Source organism: Corynebacterium sp. HMSC036D03 (genome assembly GCF_001836185.1).
In the GTDB taxonomy this organism is placed as follows: Bacteria; Actinomycetota; Actinomycetes; order Mycobacteriales; family Mycobacteriaceae; genus Corynebacterium; species Corynebacterium simulans.
Window position 1 is genome coordinate 176,544 of record NZ_KV827729.1, and the last position, 21,708, is coordinate 198,251.

Consider the following 21,708-nt stretch of genomic DNA (forward strand, 5'->3'; position numbering starts at 1 on the left):
GGCCGGCGTCCTAGGCCGCTAGACGAACGGGGCTCGCTTAGCTGTCCGTTGCGGACTTGTTAAGAGTAAACGATGCGTAAACAATTAAACAAATCGCCTGCTAGCAATAGAAAATCCCGAACCCTTTGGCGCTTTTCTTGCGTGGTTAGCAGCTTGCTTTCTCTTAGGCTGGGCGCGGATCGAATCAGTGGTTATTCCGCTTGCAATCTGTTGATAGACAGAGCCTGGAAATTTAGCGTGCCAACTCGGGTTCGGGATGACGCTTAACGTCTAACAGCATTCGCTTTAGGCTCCTACTTCTACGAGAGTTGGTTTAAAAGGAAGTTGTGGATTCTAGCGATGCTGCCTAGTCGAAGGCGTTAGAGTAGCGTCGGTGAAAATGATGCGTTTCAATATCCGCCATCTACTCTCCTTTCATCCGGTAACTGCTTATATCTGCAGTCTAGGCACCGAATATCAGCCGCGGAAGCACTTTGGAGAACTTCCCAGTGGTCCCTCCCCTGGTACTAAAGCCTAAGACAAAAAGTGCTCGAGATTTAGCGCGCTGGTATGGGGTAAACAAGGACCGGTCCGCGCCGCCAACATAGGAAAAATCTCGAAACACAATCTTCGACGAATTTCGACGAAAGTGTTTCGAGATTTTTAATTTGTACCCCGTACGGGATTTGAACCCGTGTTACCGGCGTGAGAGGCCGGCGTCCTAGGCCGCTAGACGAACGGGGCTTAGAACTGTGATACGACTTGAAGCAGTATCACTGCTGGCCTACCAGGACTCGAACCTAGAATGACGGTACCAGAAACCGTTGTGTTGCCAATTACACCATAGGCCATCATCGCTTTGAGCTTTTAACCACCTTGGAGGCGAACCCCGCGGCGTTGCTCGCTGCAACGGTTTATTACTATAGCCACCGTTTCGGTTTTCACACAAATCGCCACGTCATCGCAGCTTTTTGAACTTGAAAAGGTGCGTTTTAGCGCGTTCTAATTACAACGTTGCGCTTTGCGCCAGCCGCTGCTTCCGACTGTCCAAAACGGACGCGGCCCCACTCCCAACGCATTGCGGGAATGGGGCCACGAGAAGCGCCAGCTAGTAGCTACAGCTTTGCCACTACTGCTGCGCGGGCGCCTGGAACGGCGTGACAGCCAGAGCGGCACGCAAGCGATTGAGGGTGGACTCCTTGCCCAGGAGCTCCATGGACTCAAACAGTGGCGGGGAGACCTGCTGGCCGGAGATAGCTACGCGCAAAGCTCCGTAGGCCTTGCGCGGCTTCAGCTCAAGCTCCTCAATGAGGGCCTTGGACAGTACAGACTCAATGGCATCCGTCTTCCACTCCTCCAGCTCCTCCAAGCGAGCAATGGAGACCTCCAGCGGCTGCACCGCATCTTCCTTGAGGTTCTTCTTTGCGGACTTCTCGTCGAGCTCCAGCTCGGCATCCGGAGTAACCAGGAAGCTCATGAGACCATAGGCGTCGCCAAGCATCTTGATGCGGGTCTGCACCAGGTCTGCCACGAAGGCAAACTTCTGCTCGTCATAATCTGCCGGGAAATCGGTGTACTCGGTCAGGTAATCACGCAGACGCTGCGCGAAGACCTCGGGCTCCAGCAGGCGAATGTGATCGGCGTTGATGGCCTCCAGCTTCTTCTGGTCAAAGCGAGCCGGGTTACCCAGAACGTCTTCCACATCGAAGTTCGCAACGAGCTCGTCCACGGAGAAAATGTCCTGATCCGCAGACAGGGACCAGCCCAGCAGGGACAGGTAGTTGAGCATGCCCTCCGGAATGATGCCGGCGTCGCGGTGGTTAAAGAGGTTGGACTGCGGGTCGCGCTTGGACAGCTTCTTGTTTCCCTCGCCCATAACGAACGGCAGGTGGCCAAATTCCGGGGTCTGCTTAGCGATGCCGAGTTCCTTCAGCGCTTCGTACAGTGCCAGCTGACGCGGAGTGGAGGAAAGAAGGTCCTCACCGCGCAGAACGTGCGTGATGCCCATCAGCGCGTCATCGACCGGGTTAACCAGAGTGTAAAGCGGCGCGCCGTTGGAACGTGCAACGACGTAATCCGGCTGGGTCTCAGACTTGAAGGTCAACTCACCACGAACGAGGTCATTCCAGGTCCAATCCTGCTCCGGCATGCGCAGGCGCCACACTGGTTTGCGGCCTTCCGCCTCGAATGCCGCAATCTGCTCGTCGGTGAGATCGCGGTCGTAATTGTCGTAGCCCAGCTTCGGGTCACGGCCGGCCGCCTTGTGGCGCTCTTCCACTTCCTCGGCAGTGGAATAAGCCGGGTAGACGTAGCCACCCTTCTTCAGCTTCTCCAGGACATCGGCATAGATGTCCATGCGCTGGGACTGGCGGTAAGGCTCGTGCGGACCACCCGTCACAACACCCTCGTCCCAGTCCATGCCCAGCCACTTCAGGGAGTCAATGATGGCCTGGTAGGACTCTTCGGAGTCACGTGCAGCGTCGGTGTCTTCGATGCGGAAAACCAGCTTGCCACCAGTATGGCGTGCGTATGCCCAGTTAAAAAGCGCAGTACGAACCATGCCCACGTGCGGGGTGCCGGTGGGCGATGGGCAGAAACGTACGCGTACGTCAGAAGTAGTTTCAGTCATGCCCACCATGGTAGTGCAGGCCCTTTAGGCCAGCGCCACCACCCAACTCCCGTCACTTCCACGGCTTCACCCAAAATGGGGTAACTGAAAATAGAATTCAATAGTTTCTGCCAGCGGTTTCACAATCTACATCAGGCTGCTTAAACAAAATGGAAACTATTTTCTATAGTGAAGACCTTGGATCAGAACTGAAGAAAGGTCTCCACGCTGTGGCACGTTCTCGCACCCGCTACCTAGCCATCCTTACTACTCTCTCGCTTATCACCCCGGCACCGGCCTTCGCCGGGCCCGACGACGGAAAGGCAATCGCCACACAGGGACACGTCGATTCCCCCAAAACATTTTGGAAAGACGATAACTTCACGCTCAAGTCTGAGCATAACTCCACCACCACAGACCTAGCAGACACCGTCGCGTGGATCGGCAAGGGCTGGAATGTCGACGGAGGAAACCAATACCAATTCACTCTGCCGGACAACGGCGCTTTCGATTTCATTGGTCAAGCAGGCAAGACCTACTACACGGCACCAGCCAACATCTTGGGCAGCGCCGATCCAATCTGGCTTGGCTTCGGCGCGGATTCCGGGCTGCCTGAAGATGACTTCCGCGATAACTTCGCCTCGCTCGACATCCTCTCGGTAGACGGTCCTGGCGATTTCGAGCTTTTCAGGTATCGCGACTCCGAGGGCGGCCTCGACCGCTTCATCGGCACCACATCGAACTCCGCGTATTCTTCGATGCTGCACGCAGGCTCCCACACCCATAACTACACGCTTTTCACCAAGCCTGGCCGCTACGAGGTCACCTACCGCACCACCGCGCGTAAGAAGGACGGCACGCTCGTCGCCTCGGAGCCGACCACCACTTCCCTACAGGTAGGAGGCATGAAGCCTGCCGATAACACGACTCCTTCCTTGCGGGAGCGCTACGACGCCGCGACTGACGGCGATGCCTCTGCGGCAGGCTACAAGCTCGACATCTCGCCGAAGTCCAATCCTGAAAAGGACGGCGACAAGAACCTGTCCACCATCAGCTTCAATGCAGAAAACAAGGCTTCAGGCACGCTGACGCTGCTTATCGACGGCTATTTCCTCACCGATCTGCCTGTAACCGATGGCCAGGCCGAGTGGGACGAATTCCTGGGCCCGGAAAAATCGAACATCCAGGCCGTCTTTACTCCGGAAGGCTCGGAACCACGATGGATCTCGCAACAGGTTGAATACGCTCCAGGCGCAACAAATTCGACGAATTCGACCAAGTCTGCCGATGCGTGGGAAGAATCCCACAACGTGCGCAAGCTTGCGCCGCAGGAGGAGATGACTCCAACGAGCAAGAAGTTTCAGGCCAAGATTGAGCCGGCCGGCAAGTCTGCATCCAAGGTCGTCGTCGATACTGAGGACAAGAACTTCAATGGCTTTATCAGCGGCGGCTTCTACGAAAACGACAGCGATATCGCCACTCTTGATTTCACGGGCGCTGTTACCAACGGCCACGGCGAGTTCCTTGTGGACGAGGCGGCCTTTTATGACGACTACAAGCTCAAGTTGACGCTGAACCCGCATCCGACGGTCAAAGCGGAGTCCGGCTCGGTCGTCGTCGCTGATTCCTATGCCTTCGGTAAGACCTTCGAAAAGGACGGTGCTCTGGGTACTTCCCCACAGCACCAGGACGCCGACAAGCGTGAGGAAGGCGAGAAGGAAGAAGGCGCTGCCGATCCTTCAACCACGTGCAACGAAAAGCTCGTCCTGAACCGCGGCCACATCGACATCATGGCCACTCGAAAGGACGATAACTTCGATCTGCGTCTCAAGGACGAAACCAACATCGGTGCAAACAAGATGGTGATGCGCCGGCTTGACGACGTCGTGATTTCCGTGCGCGACAACGCCCTGATGAAGCGCCCCGAAAAGTTCGGAGGTGCCGAGTACGACTTCATGAACCCAGTCGGCGAAAAGACCTATGTCTTGCCGCAAACGCAGAACCGCGACATCATCTGGCCGGGCTACAACACTGAGAAGCTTGATTATTCGCAGTTCAAGGACGGTAAGGTGCACCTGAACCTGCAGCCAAAGGAGATGCCGGAAGGCGCCACCTTTGGCATGTGGACCACCGGCGGTCTCGGCGGCAAGGACCAGATCCTCGTGGATTCGAACAAGGACGACTTCACCGTCGATACCGTCTTCCCATCACACGCCCACACCAACTGGGCCTTCAGCAAGCCAGGCGTCTACAAGTTCGACGTGACCTACACCGCCACCACCACCGACGGCAAGAAGGTCGAATCTGAGCCACAAGAGCTCCTATTCACCATCGGCGACGAGGCCACCAACAACTGCGGTAAAGACAAGCCAGCACCGAAACCAGAGCCAAAGCCGCAGCCGAAGCCACAACCCAAGCCAGAGAAAGAGAAGGAGGGTTCTTCTGCTGAAGGTTCTTCCTTCAGCCCGTGGAGCCTGGTGCTCCCGCTCGTGCTGGCGACCATCTTCCAGGCAGCGCTGAACTTCATCCATGATCACCGCGCGGAGATTGATTACTGGGTAAAGGGAATCACTGGTCGCTAAATAGGCCCTGATCGTTCCTAAACCGCATTTGTTAATTGCAGAGGACTTAAATAGTTATGGACACACTCTCTCCTATGCCGTCCCGGGTCGTACCTCGGCCTGCGCTTTACCGTCGCACCCTGGGCTGGTTGTTTACGGTGATGCTCGTAGTCTTTTCGATGCCGCTTGCTGCGGCGCAGGCCCAAGAGACGGAATTTGATTCCGGTCACGTCGACGTCTTCTACGTCACTGCGCCGGATGGCCAGCTCTCACTGTCGATGAAGGAAGACATCACCGGCTCAGAGGTCGAGCGTCCCGGCGATGACGTAGTGTTGCGGGTCAACGAAAACGCGTGGTCTGATGCCACCGAGAGCGTGGACGCCATCGGCACGCCCACGTACTTTCTGCCGCAGACCCAGAAGTCGGACATCATCTGGCCGGGCTGGGATACCCAGAAGGCACAGCAAGCAGGCTACAAGGACGTTGACCTCAACTTCGTGGATGTTAGTGGGCCTGGTGCGGTCTACATCTTCGAGACAACGGGCTTCGGTGACATTGAATCTGTTACTGACTCCGGTGACTTGGAGCTGCGCAGCGGCGAGGTCATCAATCAGCCCTACCCTGCTCATCGCCACGTCAACTGGGCGTTTAGCGAGCCAGGAACTTACACGATGACTGTGCAGGCTTCTTCTAATGGCGATACCAGTAACAAGGTCACCTACACCTGGTCCGTAGGTGATGGTGAAGCCGCAGGCGAAGAAGATGGAGAATACGTTGAAGACGAGGACTTCGACGACGTCGAAGGCGAATCCGATTCCACTGATTCGGATGCCGAGTCCGACGGGCATTCTGCTCCGGCAGGTTCCCTGTCTTCTGCTGGTGGAGCACTAAGCAGTGCCAATGCAAGCGGCAATCGTGCGGCCTCAGGTAATCACTCTTCGGACGCAAAGTCTTCGGGCAAGCCCGGCCGCGAAAAGTCGCGCAAGCATGTGCGTCGGGGCCACAAGTCGCACTCGGGTGCGCAGGAAGATGGCTCGGATGTGGCTTTGCAATCGGCGGGCGACGACTTCGTTGAAGCCCCCAACTACCTGCCGTGGGGCTTGGGGTTGCTCGGCGTTGGCATGTTGATGCTGGGCCTTGGTGTTATGCGCTGGGTGCTGGCGAAGGTTCAGGACTAATGCTGCACCGAAACAATCGTTGGGCTGTCGCGTCGTCGCTAAGCGCCGTGGCTCTCATAGCCGGCTGCGCGGCCCCAAGTGATGGGCAGGCGCCGGAGGGTCTGAATGTCGTGGCGACAACGCCGATTCTCGCGGACGTCGTTAGCCACGTTGCAGGCGAAGACGCCAACGTCACCGCCCTTATCCCTGCAGGTAAAGACCCGCATACCTTTGAGCCTTCGCTGCGCACCATCCGTAACGCGGCGAACGCAGACGTCGCGTTCGCAAACGGCTATCTGCTTGAGCCGCAAGGGCTCATGGATACCTTGCGGGAGACCACGCATGTCCCGGTCATCGAGGTCGCAGACCAGGCTTCCACCCGCGGCGCGAAGCTCGTTCCGCTCGTGGAAAACACTGCCCTCGATACCGTGTGGCTGGGACTGCGCATCCAGGATGCCCCGGCCAACTCGCACGCGGTGGAGCTCAGCATGGTCTCTGCCGAGGGTCCCGGTGACGTGGCAGCTTACGTGGTATCCACCTTCGGTACGCCGGAGGTGCTGTTCAACAGCGCGGACGGTATCAACGATCATGAGGACACCGCCCGCTTGCCCGCTAACGCGCACACGCATGTCTCGTGGGGCTTTTCCAAACCCGGTATCTATCGCATTGGGTTTAAGGCCCACTCTGAAGACGGCGCTACCGCGGTGCAAAATATCACCGTCGCCGTGGGCGTTAATCCCCCAGAAGAAATGCGCACACACGATGAGGGGCACGTGGACATCACCGCGAATATCGCAGCGGGGTCCATTGATCTGCAGGATAACGGCGCCCACTTCGATCCCAACACCACTGCGGTGGCTTTGCCTTCTTCAACGTTGCAGCCGATTCCGCCGAATCCGGCGTATCGCTTCTTGGGCCGTCCGGGCAGCGAGACCTATCTCCTGCCCCAAGCCGTGCTGGGCAAGCACATCCATGGCGAGGTTGACCCACACCTGTGGCACAACGTCGACAATGTCATCGCAGAAACCGAGGTGGTGGCCGATAACCTCGCGCTGGCAGACCCCACCCATGGTGCGGCCTACCGCGAGCGCGCGGCGTCGTATATCAAGCAGCTGAAGGAGACCGACGCTTTCGTGGCCGAGCAAATAGCCTCCATCCCGCAGGCCCAGCGCCATCTGGTCACGCCGCATCACGGCTATGCCTACCTGGACCAGGGCTACGGCATGCACGTCGCAGGCTTTATCACCCCGAATCCTGCCATCGAGCCCTCCCCGCGCGATGTCATTGCGCTGCGCAGGACGTTGGAGAACCTGCACCTACCGGCCGTTTTTGTAGAGCCAACACAACAAGCAAGCACAGCAACGCTCACCGAGGCAGCCGCGCAACAAGGAATCCGCGTCTGCACCATCTACGGCGACGCGTTGGATGAAAAGGCTCCGACGTACATCGACATGATGCGCACCAATGCGCAGACGCTCCACCGCTGCCTTAACCCTTCGCCCTAACCAGTCACACCTAAAGAAAATCTCTGAGAAACAAGGAATCCACAAATGAATTCAACTTCCGCGAAAGCCACTGGGCCGCTAAGCCGCATCCTCGCGAGCGTGTCGGTGGTCTATGCGTGCTTGGCCGTTCTCGTTGCGGTCTTGGTAACCGCCGCCATCCCGGCGCCTAGTGCATGGGCCGGTGACCTCGCCCAGGTGGTCAAAGACGACGAGGAATTCGCCCCGGCAGGCACCGAGGCAATCATCGACCATGGCCACGTGGACGTCGGCGCGCAGTTTACAGGCGAAGGCGCGCATTTCCTCGCCCGCGACGATTCCGCAGCCACGCCCGTATGGCGCGAGCTTGACGACGTCGTGTTCAAAGTAGGCGACGAAGCCCAACTCGCGCTCCCAGACGATGAGCAATTCGGCTTCGTCGGCGGCAATGCTGGCGAGAACGTCTGGGTCATCCCGCAGACGGAGCAAGCAGGCGTTCCCTGGGTGGGCTGGAATACCCAGGCACCCTCGCTTATCGATGCCGCCGACCGCGGCGTGAACATGGAGTTCCTCGGTCACACCGGCCCGGGCGAGTTTTCGCTCTTCCTCCAAAATGGCGGCTTCGAAGCACCCCAGGTGCTCTGGTCCACCGCTAAGAACCAGCGCGAGGATTTCTGGGTAGACCTCAACACCCACACCCACGCCAACTGGGTTTTCACTGAGCCGGGCATCCACCAGGTGGGTATCCGCCTTAAGGGAAAGACCAAAAATGGAGAAGACTTCAGCACCGACGGCATTTTGACCTTCGCGGTTGGAGCAGAGACCGACGTGACTGAGGCCAACGCCACCGAGTGGGATCCAGAGGCTGCTCAAGAAGGATCCTCTTCCTCCATCGCTGGATGGATTTGGGTATTGCTCGGAGTCGGCGCAGTCGTGCTTATTGTCTCGGCTTTCCTTCTTATTTTTGCAGCGCGCAAGAAAGGCAAGCATGCCGACCAAGACTAAGGAAGCACTGATAGATCTAGAACACGTGCGCGTGACTTTGAGCGGGCGCCGCGTTATCAACGATGCATCGCTGCGCGTATACCCTGGCGAATTCATCGGTCTTTTGGGCCCCAACGGCGCCGGCAAGACGACGTTGATGCGCTCAATCCTGGGCTTGGTTCCTGCCAGCGGGCACATTCAGTGCGCGGCGTCGGTGGGTTATGTGCCACAGCGTCACGACGTAGAGTGGGACTTTCCCATCAACGTCTATCAGGCGGCGTTGAACGGACGCACGGGATTGATTGGGTGGTTCCGCAGGCCCCGCGCCAAAGACCACGCAGCGACCAAGCGCGCGCTGGAGCTGACGAACCTCACGCACTTGGCAAAGCGGCCCATCGCTGAGCTTTCCGGTGGCCAACGCCAGCGCGTGCTCATCGCGCGCGCTTTAGCCACAAATCCGCAGGTGCTCCTGCTTGATGAGCCTTTCACGGGTCTCGATGCCCCCAATACGGAAGCATTGCTCTACCTTTTCGACGAGCTCTGCGCAGGTGGCACGAGCATCATCATGTCCACGCACAATCTGGCGGAGGCTGCGCACACGTGCCAGCGCTTAGTGCTATTCAATAAGGAAATCACTGCGGATGGCCCTGCTGAGCAAGTGCTTGGCGACGCCGCCGCCTGGACCGCCGCCTTCGGCGTCAGCACCGATTCCCCGCTCCTTTCCGCGATTGGGGTGGCCGCATGATCGAGGTCTCCCTGTTTGATTTCTTTAGCGATCTGGCTAACCCGCAGCTAGACTTCCTCGCTCGCGCGGTGGGTATCTCGATGCTGTCTGCGGTGGTCTGTGCCGTGGTGGGCTGCTACGTGGTGCTGCGCGGTATGGCTTTCATCGGCGATGCTGTCTCCCACGCGGTGTTCCCGGGCCTGGCGGTTGCTTTTGCCCTGCAGGGATCCATCCTGCTGGGTGGGGCGGTTGCCGGCACGGTCGTAGCATTGCTCATCGCTTGCTTTTCGCAGCGCCGCAGCGTGCGCGCCGACTCCGTCATCGGAATCTTCTTTGCGGCTTCCTTTGCCCTCGGCATGGTGATCATCTCTCGGACTGAGGGCTACACCGCATCGCTGACGAGCTTTCTCTTCGGCACCTTGACCGGCGTATCGAAAGCGGATCTCTACACCGCCGCTGCAGTCACCGTGATCATCGTGGGCCTCATCGCATTGCTTAGCCCACAACTTACGGCCAACTGCCTGGACAAAGAAACGGCACGCGCGATGGGCCTTCCCGTCTTCGCCCTCGACATCGTGCTCTACCTCTGCGTAACCGGCGCGGTGGTCATCTCGGTGGGAACCATCGGCAACATCCTGGTGCTGGCACTGCTTATCACTCCCGCGGCTACTGCCCGCCTGCTAACCAACTCGCTGGGCACGATGATGCTCACCTCCAGTGCCATAGGCATCTTCGCGAGCTTCACCGGCATCTACTTGGCGTGGGCCATCGACCTACCGGCGGGCGCCACCATCGTGCTCGTGCTTACCACCCTCTTCCTTGCGGCATGGGCAATCTCCCCGATTCTTCAGAAGAAGACTTCCGAATCCAAGACCAACTCATAGAGAGGACTACCCCACATGATTTTATCGCACTCCCGCGTACCACGCACCGTCGTCGCCCTCGGCGCTGCGACTTTCCTAGGCCTTTCCGCACCACAGGCTTTCGCGGAGGATACCTGCGCCGTGGCGGATAGCTACCACATCGAAAAAGGCCACCAGGATGTCGCAGTGCGCGACGACGACGGCCCGCTGCGCTTTACCGTGGACGACGACAGCTCCGGTGAGCACGTCGAGCGTGACTCCCGCGATTTCGTCGTGGTAGTCGATGACAACATGACGGGCTCTCTCGACGAGCTAGGCTTCCCCGGCATTTCTGGCGATGCATGGCTGCTTCCCCAAGACCAAGACCATGACCGCCCGTGGTTCGGTTTCTCGCTGCTGCACCTTTCGAACATGACTGAGGATGAAACCGCTCAGCTATCCATGGAGCTTCACGACGCACCTGAGGGCGGCCGCGTCCTCGCTTGGCAAACCGGCGACTTGAGCGACTCAGAGCTCAAACTCGATAGCGAAGACCCGAGCATGACATGGGATTACCCACGCTCCCATACCCACGTCAATTTCGGCTTCACCCAGCCGGGCGCCTACGCCGTCACTTTTACCTTCACCCTCCCGGACGGCTCCGAGCACTCACTCGACGCCCCGTTCCTCGTGGGCAATTCAACCGATGATTCAGAGCTCTGTGAGCTCGATTGGGGCGGCAGCTCCGCAGGCAACTCTGGCCCAAAGAGCAAGGCTGGACAGTTGACCACTGACATCAACGATACCGCAAAGGCCATCGGCACCCTCGACAAGGCCCTCGATAAGACCCTCGACGAGGCCGACAAGATGGTTGCCACGGAGGCGCCTAAAGCCAAGTCTGACAAGAGCAAGAACGAAAGCAAGAACAAGACCGAGCAAAAAGACAAAGACAAGGTCAAGGACAAGAACAAGGACAAGTCCAAGGCCAAGGACACCACCAAGGCCCAAACCGAAAAGAAGGCTGCTAACCCACAGCCACAATCGACGCCAGGCGGCACGGTTATGGGCAGCAAGCCAGCAGTCCGCTCGGCTAATACGGCAGGACCCACTAACACTGGAACCAAGTCAGCACCATCGAAGTCCGAACAAAAGGAAACAGAGAAAAAGAAGAAGGCGTCGGCAAGCGCACACCGCCCCGGACATGGAAATAGCCTTGCCGCCGAAGACGGACAAGGCTATGTAGAAACGGATGCACAAGAATTAAGCTATGGCGTCCCGATGCTCAACTTCTGGGCCGGCGTTCTCTCCGGTATCGGTGCATTCGCATTGCTTTTGGGCACCGGTTTGTTTATTTGGGCTCAGTTCTTCCGAAAGCCAAAGCGCAATCAGGCACAGGAACTAGGCCAAACCCAGCAGATCCTTTAGTTACTTGCGCTTATCAGAAAGGAAGTTCCACACCTCGTTAGAAGTGTCCGGCTCGTACCACCAGGTGTGGTCGCCCTTGACCTTGAGGAGCTCAACGTTCTTCAGGCAGTTGTTAAAGCGCAGGCGCTCAGCCATTGGGCCGTTCTGCTCAGCCTGGAAAGTCATGTCACAACGGTTGCGTTTGAGGTAACCGCCGAGAACCTCACGAACCGGTAGGTAGCCGGCCTCGTGACGGGTGCCGCCCTCGTACTGCATTATGCGGTCATTCACTCCGTGCATGATGAGGGTGTGCATCGGGGCGTCAACGCAGTTCTGCTCGACTGGATTGTAGAAAGCGCCGGAGACTGTTGCCACAGCAGCGAAGGTCTCCTGCGCGTGGCAGCCCAGAACAGAGGTAAAGCCGCCGCCATTGGACATTCCCATCGCATAAACGCGGGAGCGGTCAACGCGGTAATCCTTGTCGACGTCGTCCAAGATGCGCTGAATGAAGCGAATATCCTCGCCGTCGTGAGTCTTTGCATACGGCGCAGCCTCCCAAGCGCGCTCGAAGCCCTCAGGGTAAACGATGATCGCTTCCTTAGTGGCGCCAGTATTTCCCATGCGGTTGTAGCCGGAGAAGTTCTCTGGGGAATCCTCCCAACCGCCGAAGCCGTAGAGTACCGGTGCTGCCACGTCTGGGTTGTAGTTGTTCGGAATCCGCAGCAGGTAGCGGCGAGTCTTGCCCTCGTGCTCCATGTTGATAGAACGCATCTGGCCGTTTGGAATCGGCTGAATTGGGTTCACGGTCGGGTCCGCTGGGACTACCGGCTCGGCTGGTGCGGCAGGATTGACATTTTCTGGCGGCAGCTGCGGCTGAGTTGCCGGCTCAGGCGATACCGCCGGGGTCGATTCCTTAACGCCTTCAGGAATCAGATGAGAGCCATCAGCCGTAGGAGCAGGTGCAGGTGCAGGTGCTGATACCGGGGCTGGCGCAGAAGCAGGAGCGGGGGCTGGAGCTGGTGCAGGGGCCGGAACGGGTGCTGGAGCTGGTGCCGGAGCAGGCGCTTCCTGAGCGGCGGCGAAACCAGGCGCGCTGACGACGATGGCCGCGGCGGCGAGGGATACCGCTGAGCGTTTAAGCTTATTCATCCAGTTTTGAGGGCTAAGCACCTGGACTCCTTTGGTAGGGAAAAGATCGCTGTTGACACAGTAATCACCCTTTTCACACAGACCTCATTCAACACACGGGATTCTGTCAAATTTCTCCAAGGAAGTATGCTTGATCCTCATGCACGAGAACAAACCAGCCACCGCACCTGACTTTTTGCTCTCCCGAGCCACGGGATCGGTACGCACACAGGGTTCTCAACGCACCTTCACTGACGTCGAGGAAGCAATAGGCGCACTCCGCGATAAGTCTGCAGAAATGATTGTCGGCGCACTGCCATTCAACACAGACGAGCCAGCCGCACTCACCGAGCCGAAATCTATTATTCGCGAGGACGGCCCGCTCGAGCCGCCAGCCTATTACCGCCAAGGAAAACTCAACGCACGAGTTACTGGATTCGACCCGGAACCCGAGGAGCACCTGCGCCGCGTCGACGCCGCAATCGCTACAATTCAAACTTCCAAGCTTGACAAGGTGGTTTTAGCGCGGGCCGTCGATATCGAATTCACTGAAGCCGTAGACCCACGTTTGGTAGCTGCGCGCCTTATTGATCTCTCCACGAACCATGACGGCTTCATCGCCGATCTCACCCCGGCGGGCCGTGAGGGCGCCACGCTGGTCGGCGCCTCCCCAGAGGTTCTAGTCAAGAAACAAGGCTCGACTGTCACCGCTTTCCCGCTAGCAGGCTCTGCGCCACGCCAAGCTGACAAAGCCCGCGACCATCTTGCGGGACAGGACCTGCTACGTTCAGCAAAAGATCTCCACGAACACTCCTTTGTGGTCGATCACCTGCGCCGCATCCTCAGTCCGCTGTGCACCACTCTCGATGCACCGAGCACCCCGGAACTGATCAACACCAATGAGATGTGGCACTTGGGCACGCCTATCGCCGGCACCTTGAAGGAACCCGAGCTGACCGCACTGGAGCTTGCCATGCTGGTTCACCCCACCCCGGCAATCTGTGGCACGCCCACCGAGGCCGCCCAGGCACTCATCGAAACCGCAGAAACCGATCGCGGCTTCTACGCGGGCACCGTGGGTTGGTGCGACAACAACGGCGACGGCGAGTACATGGTCGCCATCCGTTGCGCCGAAGTAGCCGGCAACGGCCTTAGCGCCCGCGCGTGGGCCGGCGGCGGAATTGTCGAGTCCTCTAATTCGCAGGAGGAACTGGCTGAGACCACCGCAAAGCTACGCACCATTCTGCGGGCGTTGGGCCTTTAAAACCACGTCCGCGTTGTGAGTAATGCTCCTCGAATTCCTCGCGAGTAGGCAACGAAGGCTTTAAGTTTTAAGCCTTTTCAATCGGGTTCTTAAGCGTGCCAAGTCCCGGAATCTCGATTTCAATCGTATCGCCAGGGAACATCGGTGCGGTACCTGCCGGAGATCCGGTTGTGATGACATCACCAGGCAGCAGCGTATAGGAGGCGGAGATTTCCTCGAGAATTCCGCCCATCTTCACAATCATCTGGTCAGTGTTGGAGTCCTGCTTCTGCTCGCGCTTACCATCGTGAGTCAGGTATGCATTGATCTTCTGATCATCCAGATTCAATGAGTCCAAGTCGGTTTCAATCCATGGACCCAGCGGGCAGAAGGTATCGATGCCCTTCGCACGCGCCCATTGACCATCCTTGAACTGCAGATCGCGGGAAGAGACGTCATTGCAGATGACGTAGCCCAAGACGTGATCCTTCCAGTTCTCAGCCTTGATATTCTTCGAAACCTTGGAGATCACAACGGCCAACTCGCCCTCAAACTCCACCTTGGTGGCAAAGTCCGGGATCTTGATTGGCACGTTCGGGCCGACGACTGCGGTGGAAGGCTTGATGAAAATTGTCGGCGGGAGGTGCTCGGCGGACTCGTTGAAGACCTCCGCAACATGGTCTGCATAATTTCGGCCAAGCGCTACAACCTTGGTTGGCAGGGTCGGAGCTAGCAGGCGAACTTCGCTCAGCTTCCACTCGCGGCCAGTCGGTTCTGGAGTGGTAAACGGAGTACCGGCAATCTCCTTTGCCGTTAGTTCCTCGAGTGGGGCATCCTTCGGCCCGTCAATGATGGCAAAGCAGATTCCTTCTGGGTGAGCTATTCGTCCTAAACGCATAACGGCCATGCTACCAATTTGCGTTCTTCACTCGTTAGCTAAGGGTGCATGTAAATTCTTTTCACACCCGAGCTTAGGCTAGCGCGGCCGCAATCCTGTCGCCGACTTCTGCGGTATGGATCGTTTCATTGCCCCGCTTGGCGACGTCGCCTTCCACAGCGGCTTCAATCCGCACCGCATTTGCATCGTCTCCGAGATGCCGCAGGAGCATCGCCGCCGACAAAATGGCCGCAGTCGGGTCGGCGATCCCCTTACCCGCAATGTCCGGCGCCGAGCCATGCACCGGTTCAAACATGGAAGGATTCACGCCTGAGGCGTCGATGTTTCCAGAGGCTGCGAGCCCGATACCGCCCGTGATGGCACCGGCCAAATCCGTAAGGATATCGCCGAAGAGGTTATCGGTAACAATGACGTCATAGCGCGAAGGATCCGTCACCATAAAAATGGTCGCAGCATCGATGTGTTGATAATCCACGGTTACGTCGGGATACTCCGCGGATAACTCGTCGACGGTGCGCTGCCACAGCCCACCCGCGTTGACCAAGACGTTGGTCTTGTGCACCAGAGTCAAATGCTTACGGCGGCTCGCCGCCCGCTCGAATGCGTCACGCACAACGCGCTCGACACCAAAGCGGGTGTTTTGGGAAACCTCCGAAGCCACCTCATATTTGGTGCCTTCCCGCAAAGTTCCACCGTTGCCGCAATAGAGACCTTCGGTGCCCTCGCGGACCACCACGAAGTCAATCTCCCCCGGGTTTGCCAAAGGCGAGGTTGCCGTGGGATGGAGCTTGGCAGGGCGCAGATTGACGTGATGGTCAAGCTCGAAGCGCAGCTTTAAAAGCAGGCCCCGCTCCAAGATGCCAGGCGCAACCTTATCGGGCGCGCCGATGGCGCCGAGCAAAATCGCATCATGCTCACGCAGCGACTCAAGGTCGGCAGCAGTGAGAAGCTCGCCATTGCGCAGGTAACGGCGGCTACCGAGGTCAAATTCAGTCACCGCGATATCGTCACGCACGGCACGCAATACCTTGAGCGCTTCCGCAGTAACCTCAGGCCCGATGCCGTCTCCACCAATAACCGCCAGTTTCATGATGCGGGATTCCTTTCTCACATAATGGATATGGGAATCAGGCTAGCAGACCCTTCAACGCTATTTCTCGAATTTCCGCCTCCCTCTTTAAGCGTCGAGATCCAGCTGCACGCACTCCGCACCGAGAGCCGCCTTAATGTCATCAACCATCTCGTCTGGCACCTCTTGCTCGACGCGAAGAATGAGAACGGCGTCGCTTGGCGTCTTGCCCTGCGTCAGTGCAGCCGCCACGATGTTGATCCCGGCGGCCCCCAGCTTGGTGCCCACCGTGCCGAGCGCACCGGGGGCGTCATCGTAGCTAAAGAAGAGGTTGCGGCCCGTTGCCCGCATGTCGACGCCACGAGCATTGATGCGGATGATCTTCTCCACGCCGTCGATGCCCGTGATGGCGCCGGTCAGCTGGGAGGTCGAGCCATCCGCGCCAATCACCATCACCACGAGCGAGGAACGCTGCCCCTTCGATTCAGCCTGGGTCCGCACGTCCACCTCGACACCGCGCGCATGTGCAATCTGCATGGCGTTGACAAAGGTCACAGGCTCGTCGACGACGCCACTGAACAAGCCGCGCACAGCCGAAAGGCCCAGCGCCGAGACGTCCTCGTTAGCGAGTTCGCCGCGCGCCTCTACCTCGATGGCAACCGGTGCCTGGCCCAGCAACTTTCCTGCGGCAAGCCCCAGCTTTCGTGCGAGATCCAGCCAACCGGCCACTTCCTCGCCCACGTGTCCCGCGGACACGTTAACGGCATCGGCAACGAATTCGCCCGAAAGCGCCTTTAGAACAGAGGCCGCCACATCCGTGCCCGCCCGGTCTTGCGCTTCCACCGTCGAGGCGCCTAGGTGCGGCGAAGCGGTCACCTGCGGCAGCTGAAATAATGGCGAATCAGTGCACGGCTCGGTTTCGAATACATCGAATCCTGCTCCCCTATGCCTGCCCGCCTTAATGGATTCCGCCAGCGCACTTTCATCTACCAAGCCGCCGCGTGCGGCGTTGATAAGGATTTGGCCCTCCTTCGCCTTAGCAAGCAGCTCCGCGTCGAACATCCCCGCGGTCTCTCTCGTCTTAGGCAGGTGAATGGTTACGAAGTCAGCGCGGCGCATAAGCTCCCCAAGCTCCACGAGCTCGACTCCCAGAGCGGCAGCACGCGCTGGATTGGCATAAGGATCATGGGCGATGATGGTGGTTTCAAAGGCCTTCAAGCGCTGGGCAAACAGTTGGCCAATGTGGCCAAAGCCAACGATTCCGACGGTCTTGCCGTAGATTTCCACGCCCTTGAACGAGGAGCGCTTCCATTCGCCGTCGCGCAAGGACTTATCGGCTGCAGGAATTTGCCGGGCGGTAGCAAGCAGCAGGGCAATCGCCTGTTCGCAGGCACTGTGAATATTGCTGGTTGGCGCGTTGACCACCATGACGCCACGCTCGGTGGCAGCAGGGATATCAACGTTGTCGAGCCCCACGCCCGCACGCCCGACAATCTTGAGGCGCCGAGCTGCGGCGAGCACCTCGGCGTCGACTTGCGTGGCGGAACGCACGAGCAAGGCATCCGCTTCCGGCACCGCAGCGAGCAGCTCGGCGCGGTTTGGCCCATCGACCCAGCGGACTTCCACCCCGTCTCCCAATGCTGCAACGGTGGACTGGGCAAGCTTATCGGCGATTAATACGACCGGCTTCGACATGACTTCCTTAGTTAGGTTGTATTGGGCAAACGCATGAACCGTGTATACGTTGCAAGGAAGTGTAGTTTATCCCTGCCAGCCTTGAGCGATTTTTTCGCTAAATTCTTTCGGTTGACCGAATTCGGGGCCGAGGGCCACTACTGGCCCGTTTTCGAGACCGATAACCATGGCCGCGCCCACCTTGGTTGCCGTGGGATCCGGGTCCGGCATCATCAGAATGGTGCCGCCATATGCGTTGGCGTTGGCAACATTGACCAGCGGAGTCTGCGCCGTGGCAACGATGTTCGGCGCCATCTGCCCGTCCCTGCGGGTCTGGCCAGGAATAGCCGGCATCTTCTCGTGGGTTATCTCCTGCGGCAGCGGCTGCCATGCTGCCTTCAGCTCGAAGCGGTCGTTTGCATCCAGTCTCGCTACTTCCTCGACCATGCGTGCAGGATTCGCGATCACCTTCGAGGTAAATGAATAGGCTGTGTATTCTCCCAGCGCCTTAGTGTTTCCCGGGTCATGGACAAATTGATGTTCGTGCTCATGGCCCGGATGGAAAGTATCGGCGAAGGGAACATCTCCCACAGTCACCACGAGGCCCGCACCGATGTCGTCGACCAAGCGCAGAATCTCGCTGCGGTTGGAATCGTCGTAGACCACCATCGGCGCACGCTGCGCGATAGCAATTGATGCCGCGCGCAGTTTTGCCGCGTCGGAATTTTCCGCCACGAACAAGGTATGCGACTTATTAAAGAAAAGCCGCGCTGATTCAATACCCCATTCGTCCTGAACCACCGTCACTTTATCGACGAATTTCGGGTCAATAAGCTGGTTCGTATTCTCCGCATGTGCACGCATCAAATCGATGTCTTCTTCTGACATCTCCGCCAACGCAGGCGTGACGAGCTTTTCCCCACGCCCTATGTCAGAGCATGCATAAAGCGTGGGAAGCATAAGCGCGGTTAACGACGCCGCGAGAACCTTCTTAACGCCCAAAAGCTCGCGGGCCTTCCTCACCGCCAGAGAGGTTTGCTTCATCAACGTCGCGGATTACCTCCTTGTCGAGCGCATATTCAACGATGCCGACGAAGCGTTCACGTCGATCCACGAAGAATTGCTCGGCCTTAGTCGAACGGAAAAGGTCGATGTTGAGCTCGTGCGAGGAAAGTACGGCATCGAACTCGGCATCTTCCATGATCGACTTGGACTGTACACGCGGCAGGTAGCGCTCCGGCGCATAGCCATCCAGAACCACCTCGGTGCGCTTGCCCATCGGCGTGCGGTTCAAAACGGAGTTGGCAAGAACGTCACTGATGCCATGGCGCTTGCACCAGTTCAGCGGGAAGACCGGATAAAAGCCCGGCTTGAGCTCCTCGAAAGTCTTGCGGCTAAATTCGGTACCCGTGCGCCAATCGCGTGCACCGCGGGCCATGAGCAGCGCATAGAGACCGTGCCAGACTCCGTCGTGCTCACCCACCGAAAGCAGGCGGGACTCGCGGAAGGAAGCATCTTTCACGGTCTTCGGCATCTCCTCGGTATCGCCAGCAACCCAGGCGGTGACCTCGTCGACGTCGCGTGCCGCGCGCAGCATAACTGCTGAGGAGCCATAAAGCTCACCAAATACGCCACTCCAGAACCAACGGTTCAAACGGTCCCAGGACTTCTTATCCGCCAAGACGCCACGACGACCGGCCAGGCGAGCCAGAATCACGGCCAACGGAATGATCTGCTCGTTATAAGGCACCTGCTCCAGGCTCAAGATGCAGCGATCCGCCAAGAACTCTGCGACCTCGCGGAAGGTGATGCGCAATGTTGCCGAGGCATTCTTATACTCGTCCAGTGACAGCTGCAGTATATCCTCACGCTGCCCGCCGGCTGCTCCCTTCTGCCCGGAAACATATAGCGAGACCGCAGAAAGAAACTCGGTGCGCCCGATTCCGTCAAGCGCCGCGCACTTGCGCAGATCGGCCTCGACCAGCGCCCAATCATCCGCCAAATGGAACTTTGGATCCTCGGAGGCAAAGACTGCGGTGAGCAAATCGAATACGTCCATCTGCAGGCCGGCGGAGTTTGCCTGCGCAAAGATTGAGCCAATGCCCGCCTGCGCTGTCTCGCGGGAAAGACGAATCATCGGAACGTTATAGCCAGAAAGCGGACGCAGGATGCGGTTGTTAAAGGCCGCGACGACCTCCCTGTTGATGCCGTCGCCGACTGCGGCCAGCTCGAAGAGCATGCTGGTGCCCTCTTCGCTCAGCAGCGCCGATACCGGAATGCAGCAAGCACCTAGCGCAGATTCACGGTCCACGATGGCGCCTTCGATAGCCGGCGCGAAGTGGGAGCAAACCTCACCGCGCTCATCGACGGCGAAGACCGCTTCATCCGGCATAACTTCATGCGAGATGGCCTTGCGCAAGTCCAGATAGAAGGTGCGGGTGACCTTCTTCGAACGGAAGTCGGTAGTGGCAACCGAGCCGTTGCCGCGGAAGCAGTGATAGAGCGTGGTCAGACGCTGTTGACCATCCAACAATAAAAGTCCCGGGTTGACGCCGGTATCGGGAGCGCCTGCAAGCGCCCGGGGCTGGAAGCGCATGGGTTCGTTGCGCGTATCCAGCGCCATGAGCGCGCCTATGGGATATCCGCGCAACACCGTGACAATGAGGGAACGGATGCGATCCTCGTCCCAGGAATATGAGCGCTGAAAGTCAGGAAGCTGAATATCGCCGCGGTCAATGCGTGCGAAGAGGTCATTGAGGTCGTAGCTTGGCGTCGTAAAACCCATAACTTCGACAGTACCCGCGCTCACACGGCATTGCCCGTCCAGAAATATATCTCACATATTCGCAATCATTCAGACACCAAAGCCACACCTATGGCGTTCTAGAACCTGCTCTGCGCCGGCGTCTGCACCCAGCTCATGAGCTCACGCAGCTTCGTACCGGTCTCCTCCACTGGGTGCTGGGCAGCCTTGGCACGCATATCTTCCAGTTCCTTGTTGCCGCCTTCAACGTTCGCGACCAAGCGTCGCACAAAGGTGCCGTTCTGAATGTCAGTCAGCACATCCTTCATGCGTGCCTTCACGGAAGCGTCGATGATGCGAGGACCCGCCAGGTAACCGCCAAACTCAGCCGTATCAGAAATGGAATGATTCATGGCGCTCAGGCCACCTTCGTAAATGAGGTCCACGATGAGCTTGATCTCGTGCAGGACTTCAAAGTAAGCCATTTCCGGCTCGTAGCCCGCTTCGGTCAACGTCTCGAAACCATACATGATTAACTGCTCGAGGGAGCCACACAGAACCGCCTGCTCGCCGAAGAGATCGGTTTCGGTCTCGGCCTTGAACGTCGTTGGAATGACGCCGGCACGAGCACCGCCAATAGCGGCAGCGTAGGATAGCGTCAGATCGCGGCCTTCCCCACGCGGGTCCTGCTGCGTTGCAATCAAGCAAGGCACGCCCTTGCCGTCGATAAACTGGCGGCGCACCAGATGGCCCGGCCCCTTCGGCGCAACCATGCCGACCGTGATGAACTCATCCGGCTTAATGAGACCGAAGTGAATATTGAGTCCGTGGCCGAAGAAGATCGCGTTGCCAGGCTCCAGGTTGGGCGCAATATCCTCGGCAAAAATCTGCGCTTGCGAGGTATCCGGAGCAAGCAGCATGACGACGTCGGCCCACTTCGCAGCCTCAGCGTTGCTCATAACCTGAAAGCCAGCTTCTTCTGCCTGTTCTCGAGATGAAGAGCCCTCGCGCAGGCCGATAGCAACCTCCACGCCGGAGTCGCGCAGGTTCTGCGCGTGCGCCTGGCCTTGAGAGCCATAACCAATGACGGCGACTTTTCGATTCTGGATAATGGACAGGTCAGCGTCGGCTTCGTAAAAAGTCTCGATTGCCATTTCTTTAATTCCTTACTGTGTCAATGATGGGTGTGGAACCTAAGTCCACTTGTACCACA

Annotated in this window: 16 protein-coding genes and 2 tRNA genes; 8 read left to right on the top strand and 10 right to left on the bottom strand. The window is 58.4% G+C overall.

The features are described 5' to 3' along the window. Positions 1-650: 650 nt before the first annotated feature. From HMPREF2692_RS04050 to gltX, 3 genes are all read right to left on the bottom strand, one after another. Positions 651-723: transfer RNA gene (locus tag HMPREF2692_RS04050), tRNA-Glu, on the bottom strand. A gap of 35 nt (positions 724-758) precedes the next feature. Next, positions 759-830, bottom strand: a tRNA-Gln gene (locus tag HMPREF2692_RS04055). Positions 831-1,108: 278 nt separating this feature from the next. Next, the gene (gene gltX, locus HMPREF2692_RS04060; RefSeq protein ID WP_070822820.1) at positions 1,109-2,617 is read right to left on the bottom strand and encodes a glutamate--tRNA ligase; all 1,509 of its coding nucleotides are present in this window, start codon (positions 2,615-2,617) and stop codon (positions 1,109-1,111) included. Between the two features lie 200 nt (positions 2,618-2,817). Between gltX and HMPREF2692_RS04065 the strand changes: the two genes are divergently transcribed. The 7 genes from HMPREF2692_RS04065 to HMPREF2692_RS04095 are packed head-to-tail and all read left to right on the top strand — an operon-like array spanning position 2,818 to position 11,761. Further along, positions 2,818-5,169: a choice-of-anchor M domain-containing protein gene (locus HMPREF2692_RS04065; protein ID WP_070822953.1), complete on the top strand. Its 2,352-nt coding sequence runs from the start codon at positions 2,818-2,820 to the stop codon at positions 5,167-5,169. A 56-nt stretch (positions 5,170-5,225) separates the two neighbouring features. After that, positions 5,226-6,326, top strand: coding sequence for a choice-of-anchor M domain-containing protein (locus HMPREF2692_RS04070; protein WP_070822822.1), 1,101 nt, complete (start codon positions 5,226-5,228; stop codon positions 6,324-6,326). Beyond that, entirely contained in the window at positions 6,326-7,810 is a 1,485-nt protein-coding gene (locus HMPREF2692_RS04075; RefSeq protein ID WP_061922152.1) for an anchored repeat ABC transporter, substrate-binding protein, read from the top strand. The genes HMPREF2692_RS04070 and HMPREF2692_RS04075 overlap by 1 nt, the downstream gene beginning before the upstream one ends. A gap of 45 nt (positions 7,811-7,855) precedes the next feature. Then, complete coding sequence (locus tag HMPREF2692_RS04080; RefSeq protein WP_082778596.1) at positions 7,856-8,791, top strand: choice-of-anchor M domain-containing protein; 936 nt, start codon at positions 7,856-7,858, stop codon at positions 8,789-8,791. Beyond that, positions 8,775-9,515 (top strand): anchored repeat-type ABC transporter ATP-binding subunit, encoded by a 741-nt coding sequence (locus HMPREF2692_RS04085; protein ID WP_061922149.1) that lies wholly within the window; start codon positions 8,775-8,777, stop codon positions 9,513-9,515. Before HMPREF2692_RS04080 ends, HMPREF2692_RS04085 begins: the two co-directional genes overlap by 17 nt. Next, on the top strand, positions 9,512-10,378 hold the full coding sequence (locus HMPREF2692_RS04090; RefSeq protein ID WP_061922147.1) for an anchored repeat-type ABC transporter permease subunit: 867 nt from the start codon (positions 9,512-9,514) through the stop codon (positions 10,376-10,378). Before HMPREF2692_RS04085 ends, HMPREF2692_RS04090 begins: the two co-directional genes overlap by 4 nt. Before the next feature lie 15 nt (positions 10,379-10,393). After that, positions 10,394-11,761: a choice-of-anchor M domain-containing protein gene (locus HMPREF2692_RS04095; RefSeq protein WP_070822825.1), complete on the top strand. Its 1,368-nt coding sequence runs from the start codon at positions 10,394-10,396 to the stop codon at positions 11,759-11,761. Here HMPREF2692_RS04095 and HMPREF2692_RS04100 read toward each other — a convergent pair whose 3' ends face one another. Then, on the bottom strand, positions 11,762-12,889 hold the full coding sequence (locus HMPREF2692_RS04100; protein WP_082778595.1) for a CE1 family esterase: 1,128 nt from the start codon (positions 12,887-12,889) through the stop codon (positions 11,762-11,764). A gap of 139 nt (positions 12,890-13,028) precedes the next feature. Between HMPREF2692_RS04100 and HMPREF2692_RS04105 the strand changes: the two genes are divergently transcribed. Then, entirely contained in the window at positions 13,029-14,132 is a 1,104-nt protein-coding gene (locus HMPREF2692_RS04105; protein ID WP_061922179.1) for an isochorismate synthase, read from the top strand. 67 nt (positions 14,133-14,199) lie between these two features. On the opposite strand, the gene HMPREF2692_RS04110 is transcribed toward HMPREF2692_RS04105, so the two are convergent. The 6 genes from HMPREF2692_RS04110 to ilvC form a co-directional block, all read right to left on the bottom strand. Continuing rightward, the gene (locus HMPREF2692_RS04110; protein WP_201040690.1) at positions 14,200-15,009 is read right to left on the bottom strand and encodes a fumarylacetoacetate hydrolase family protein; all 810 of its coding nucleotides are present in this window, start codon (positions 15,007-15,009) and stop codon (positions 14,200-14,202) included. 73 nt (positions 15,010-15,082) lie between these two features. Continuing rightward, positions 15,083-16,099, bottom strand: coding sequence for a 3-isopropylmalate dehydrogenase (locus HMPREF2692_RS04115; RefSeq protein WP_070732951.1), 1,017 nt, complete (start codon positions 16,097-16,099; stop codon positions 15,083-15,085). Between the two features lie 87 nt (positions 16,100-16,186). Next, positions 16,187-17,773 carry a phosphoglycerate dehydrogenase gene (serA, locus tag HMPREF2692_RS04120; RefSeq protein ID WP_070822828.1) on the bottom strand — a complete coding sequence of 529 codons (1,587 nt, stop codon included), beginning with the start codon at positions 17,771-17,773 and terminating at the stop codon, positions 16,187-16,189. 66 nt (positions 17,774-17,839) lie between these two features. After that, positions 17,840-18,796: a hypothetical protein gene (locus HMPREF2692_RS04125; RefSeq protein WP_070456134.1), complete on the bottom strand. Its 957-nt coding sequence runs from the start codon at positions 18,794-18,796 to the stop codon at positions 17,840-17,842. Then, positions 18,744-20,537, bottom strand: coding sequence for a GmrSD restriction endonuclease domain-containing protein (locus HMPREF2692_RS04130; protein WP_070822956.1), 1,794 nt, complete (start codon positions 20,535-20,537; stop codon positions 18,744-18,746). Before HMPREF2692_RS04130 ends, HMPREF2692_RS04125 begins: the two co-directional genes overlap by 53 nt. Positions 20,538-20,635: 98 nt before the next feature. After that, positions 20,636-21,649 carry a ketol-acid reductoisomerase gene (gene ilvC / locus HMPREF2692_RS04135; protein ID WP_070822831.1) on the bottom strand — a complete coding sequence of 338 codons (1,014 nt, stop codon included), beginning with the start codon at positions 21,647-21,649 and terminating at the stop codon, positions 20,636-20,638. Positions 21,650-21,708 lie beyond the last annotated feature (59 nt).

Bases quoted from the DNA above. Each gene is read 5' to 3' on its own strand.
- gltX (WP_070822820.1), bottom strand. From the start codon at position 2,617: ATGGTGGGCATGACTGAAACTACTTCTGACGTACGCGTACGTTTCTGC.
- HMPREF2692_RS04070 (WP_070822822.1), top strand. From the start codon at position 5,226: ATGGACACACTCTCTCCTATGCCGTCCCGGGTCGTACCTCGGCCTGCG.
- HMPREF2692_RS04075 (WP_061922152.1), top strand. From the start codon at position 6,326: ATGCTGCACCGAAACAATCGTTGGGCTGTCGCGTCGTCGCTAAGCGCC.
- HMPREF2692_RS04080 (WP_082778596.1), top strand. From the start codon at position 7,856: ATGAATTCAACTTCCGCGAAAGCCACTGGGCCGCTAAGCCGCATCCTC.
- HMPREF2692_RS04085 (WP_061922149.1), top strand. From the start codon at position 8,775: ATGCCGACCAAGACTAAGGAAGCACTGATAGATCTAGAACACGTGCGC.
- HMPREF2692_RS04090 (WP_061922147.1), top strand. From the start codon at position 9,512: ATGATCGAGGTCTCCCTGTTTGATTTCTTTAGCGATCTGGCTAACCCG.
- HMPREF2692_RS04095 (WP_070822825.1), top strand. From the start codon at position 10,394: ATGATTTTATCGCACTCCCGCGTACCACGCACCGTCGTCGCCCTCGGC.
- HMPREF2692_RS04100 (WP_082778595.1), bottom strand. From the start codon at position 12,889: ATGAATAAGCTTAAACGCTCAGCGGTATCCCTCGCCGCCGCGGCCATC.
- HMPREF2692_RS04105 (WP_061922179.1), top strand. From the start codon at position 13,029: ATGCACGAGAACAAACCAGCCACCGCACCTGACTTTTTGCTCTCCCGA.
- HMPREF2692_RS04110 (WP_201040690.1), bottom strand. From the start codon at position 15,009: ATGCGTTTAGGACGAATAGCTCACCCAGAAGGAATCTGCTTTGCCATC.
- HMPREF2692_RS04115 (WP_070732951.1), bottom strand. From the start codon at position 16,099: ATGAAACTGGCGGTTATTGGTGGAGACGGCATCGGGCCTGAGGTTACT.
- serA (WP_070822828.1), bottom strand. From the start codon at position 17,773: ATGTCGAAGCCGGTCGTATTAATCGCCGATAAGCTTGCCCAGTCCACC.
- HMPREF2692_RS04125 (WP_070456134.1), bottom strand. From the start codon at position 18,796: ATGAAGCAAACCTCTCTGGCGGTGAGGAAGGCCCGCGAGCTTTTGGGC.
- HMPREF2692_RS04130 (WP_070822956.1), bottom strand. From the start codon at position 20,537: ATGGGTTTTACGACGCCAAGCTACGACCTCAATGACCTCTTCGCACGC.
- ilvC (WP_070822831.1), bottom strand. From the start codon at position 21,649: ATGGCAATCGAGACTTTTTACGAAGCCGACGCTGACCTGTCCATTATC.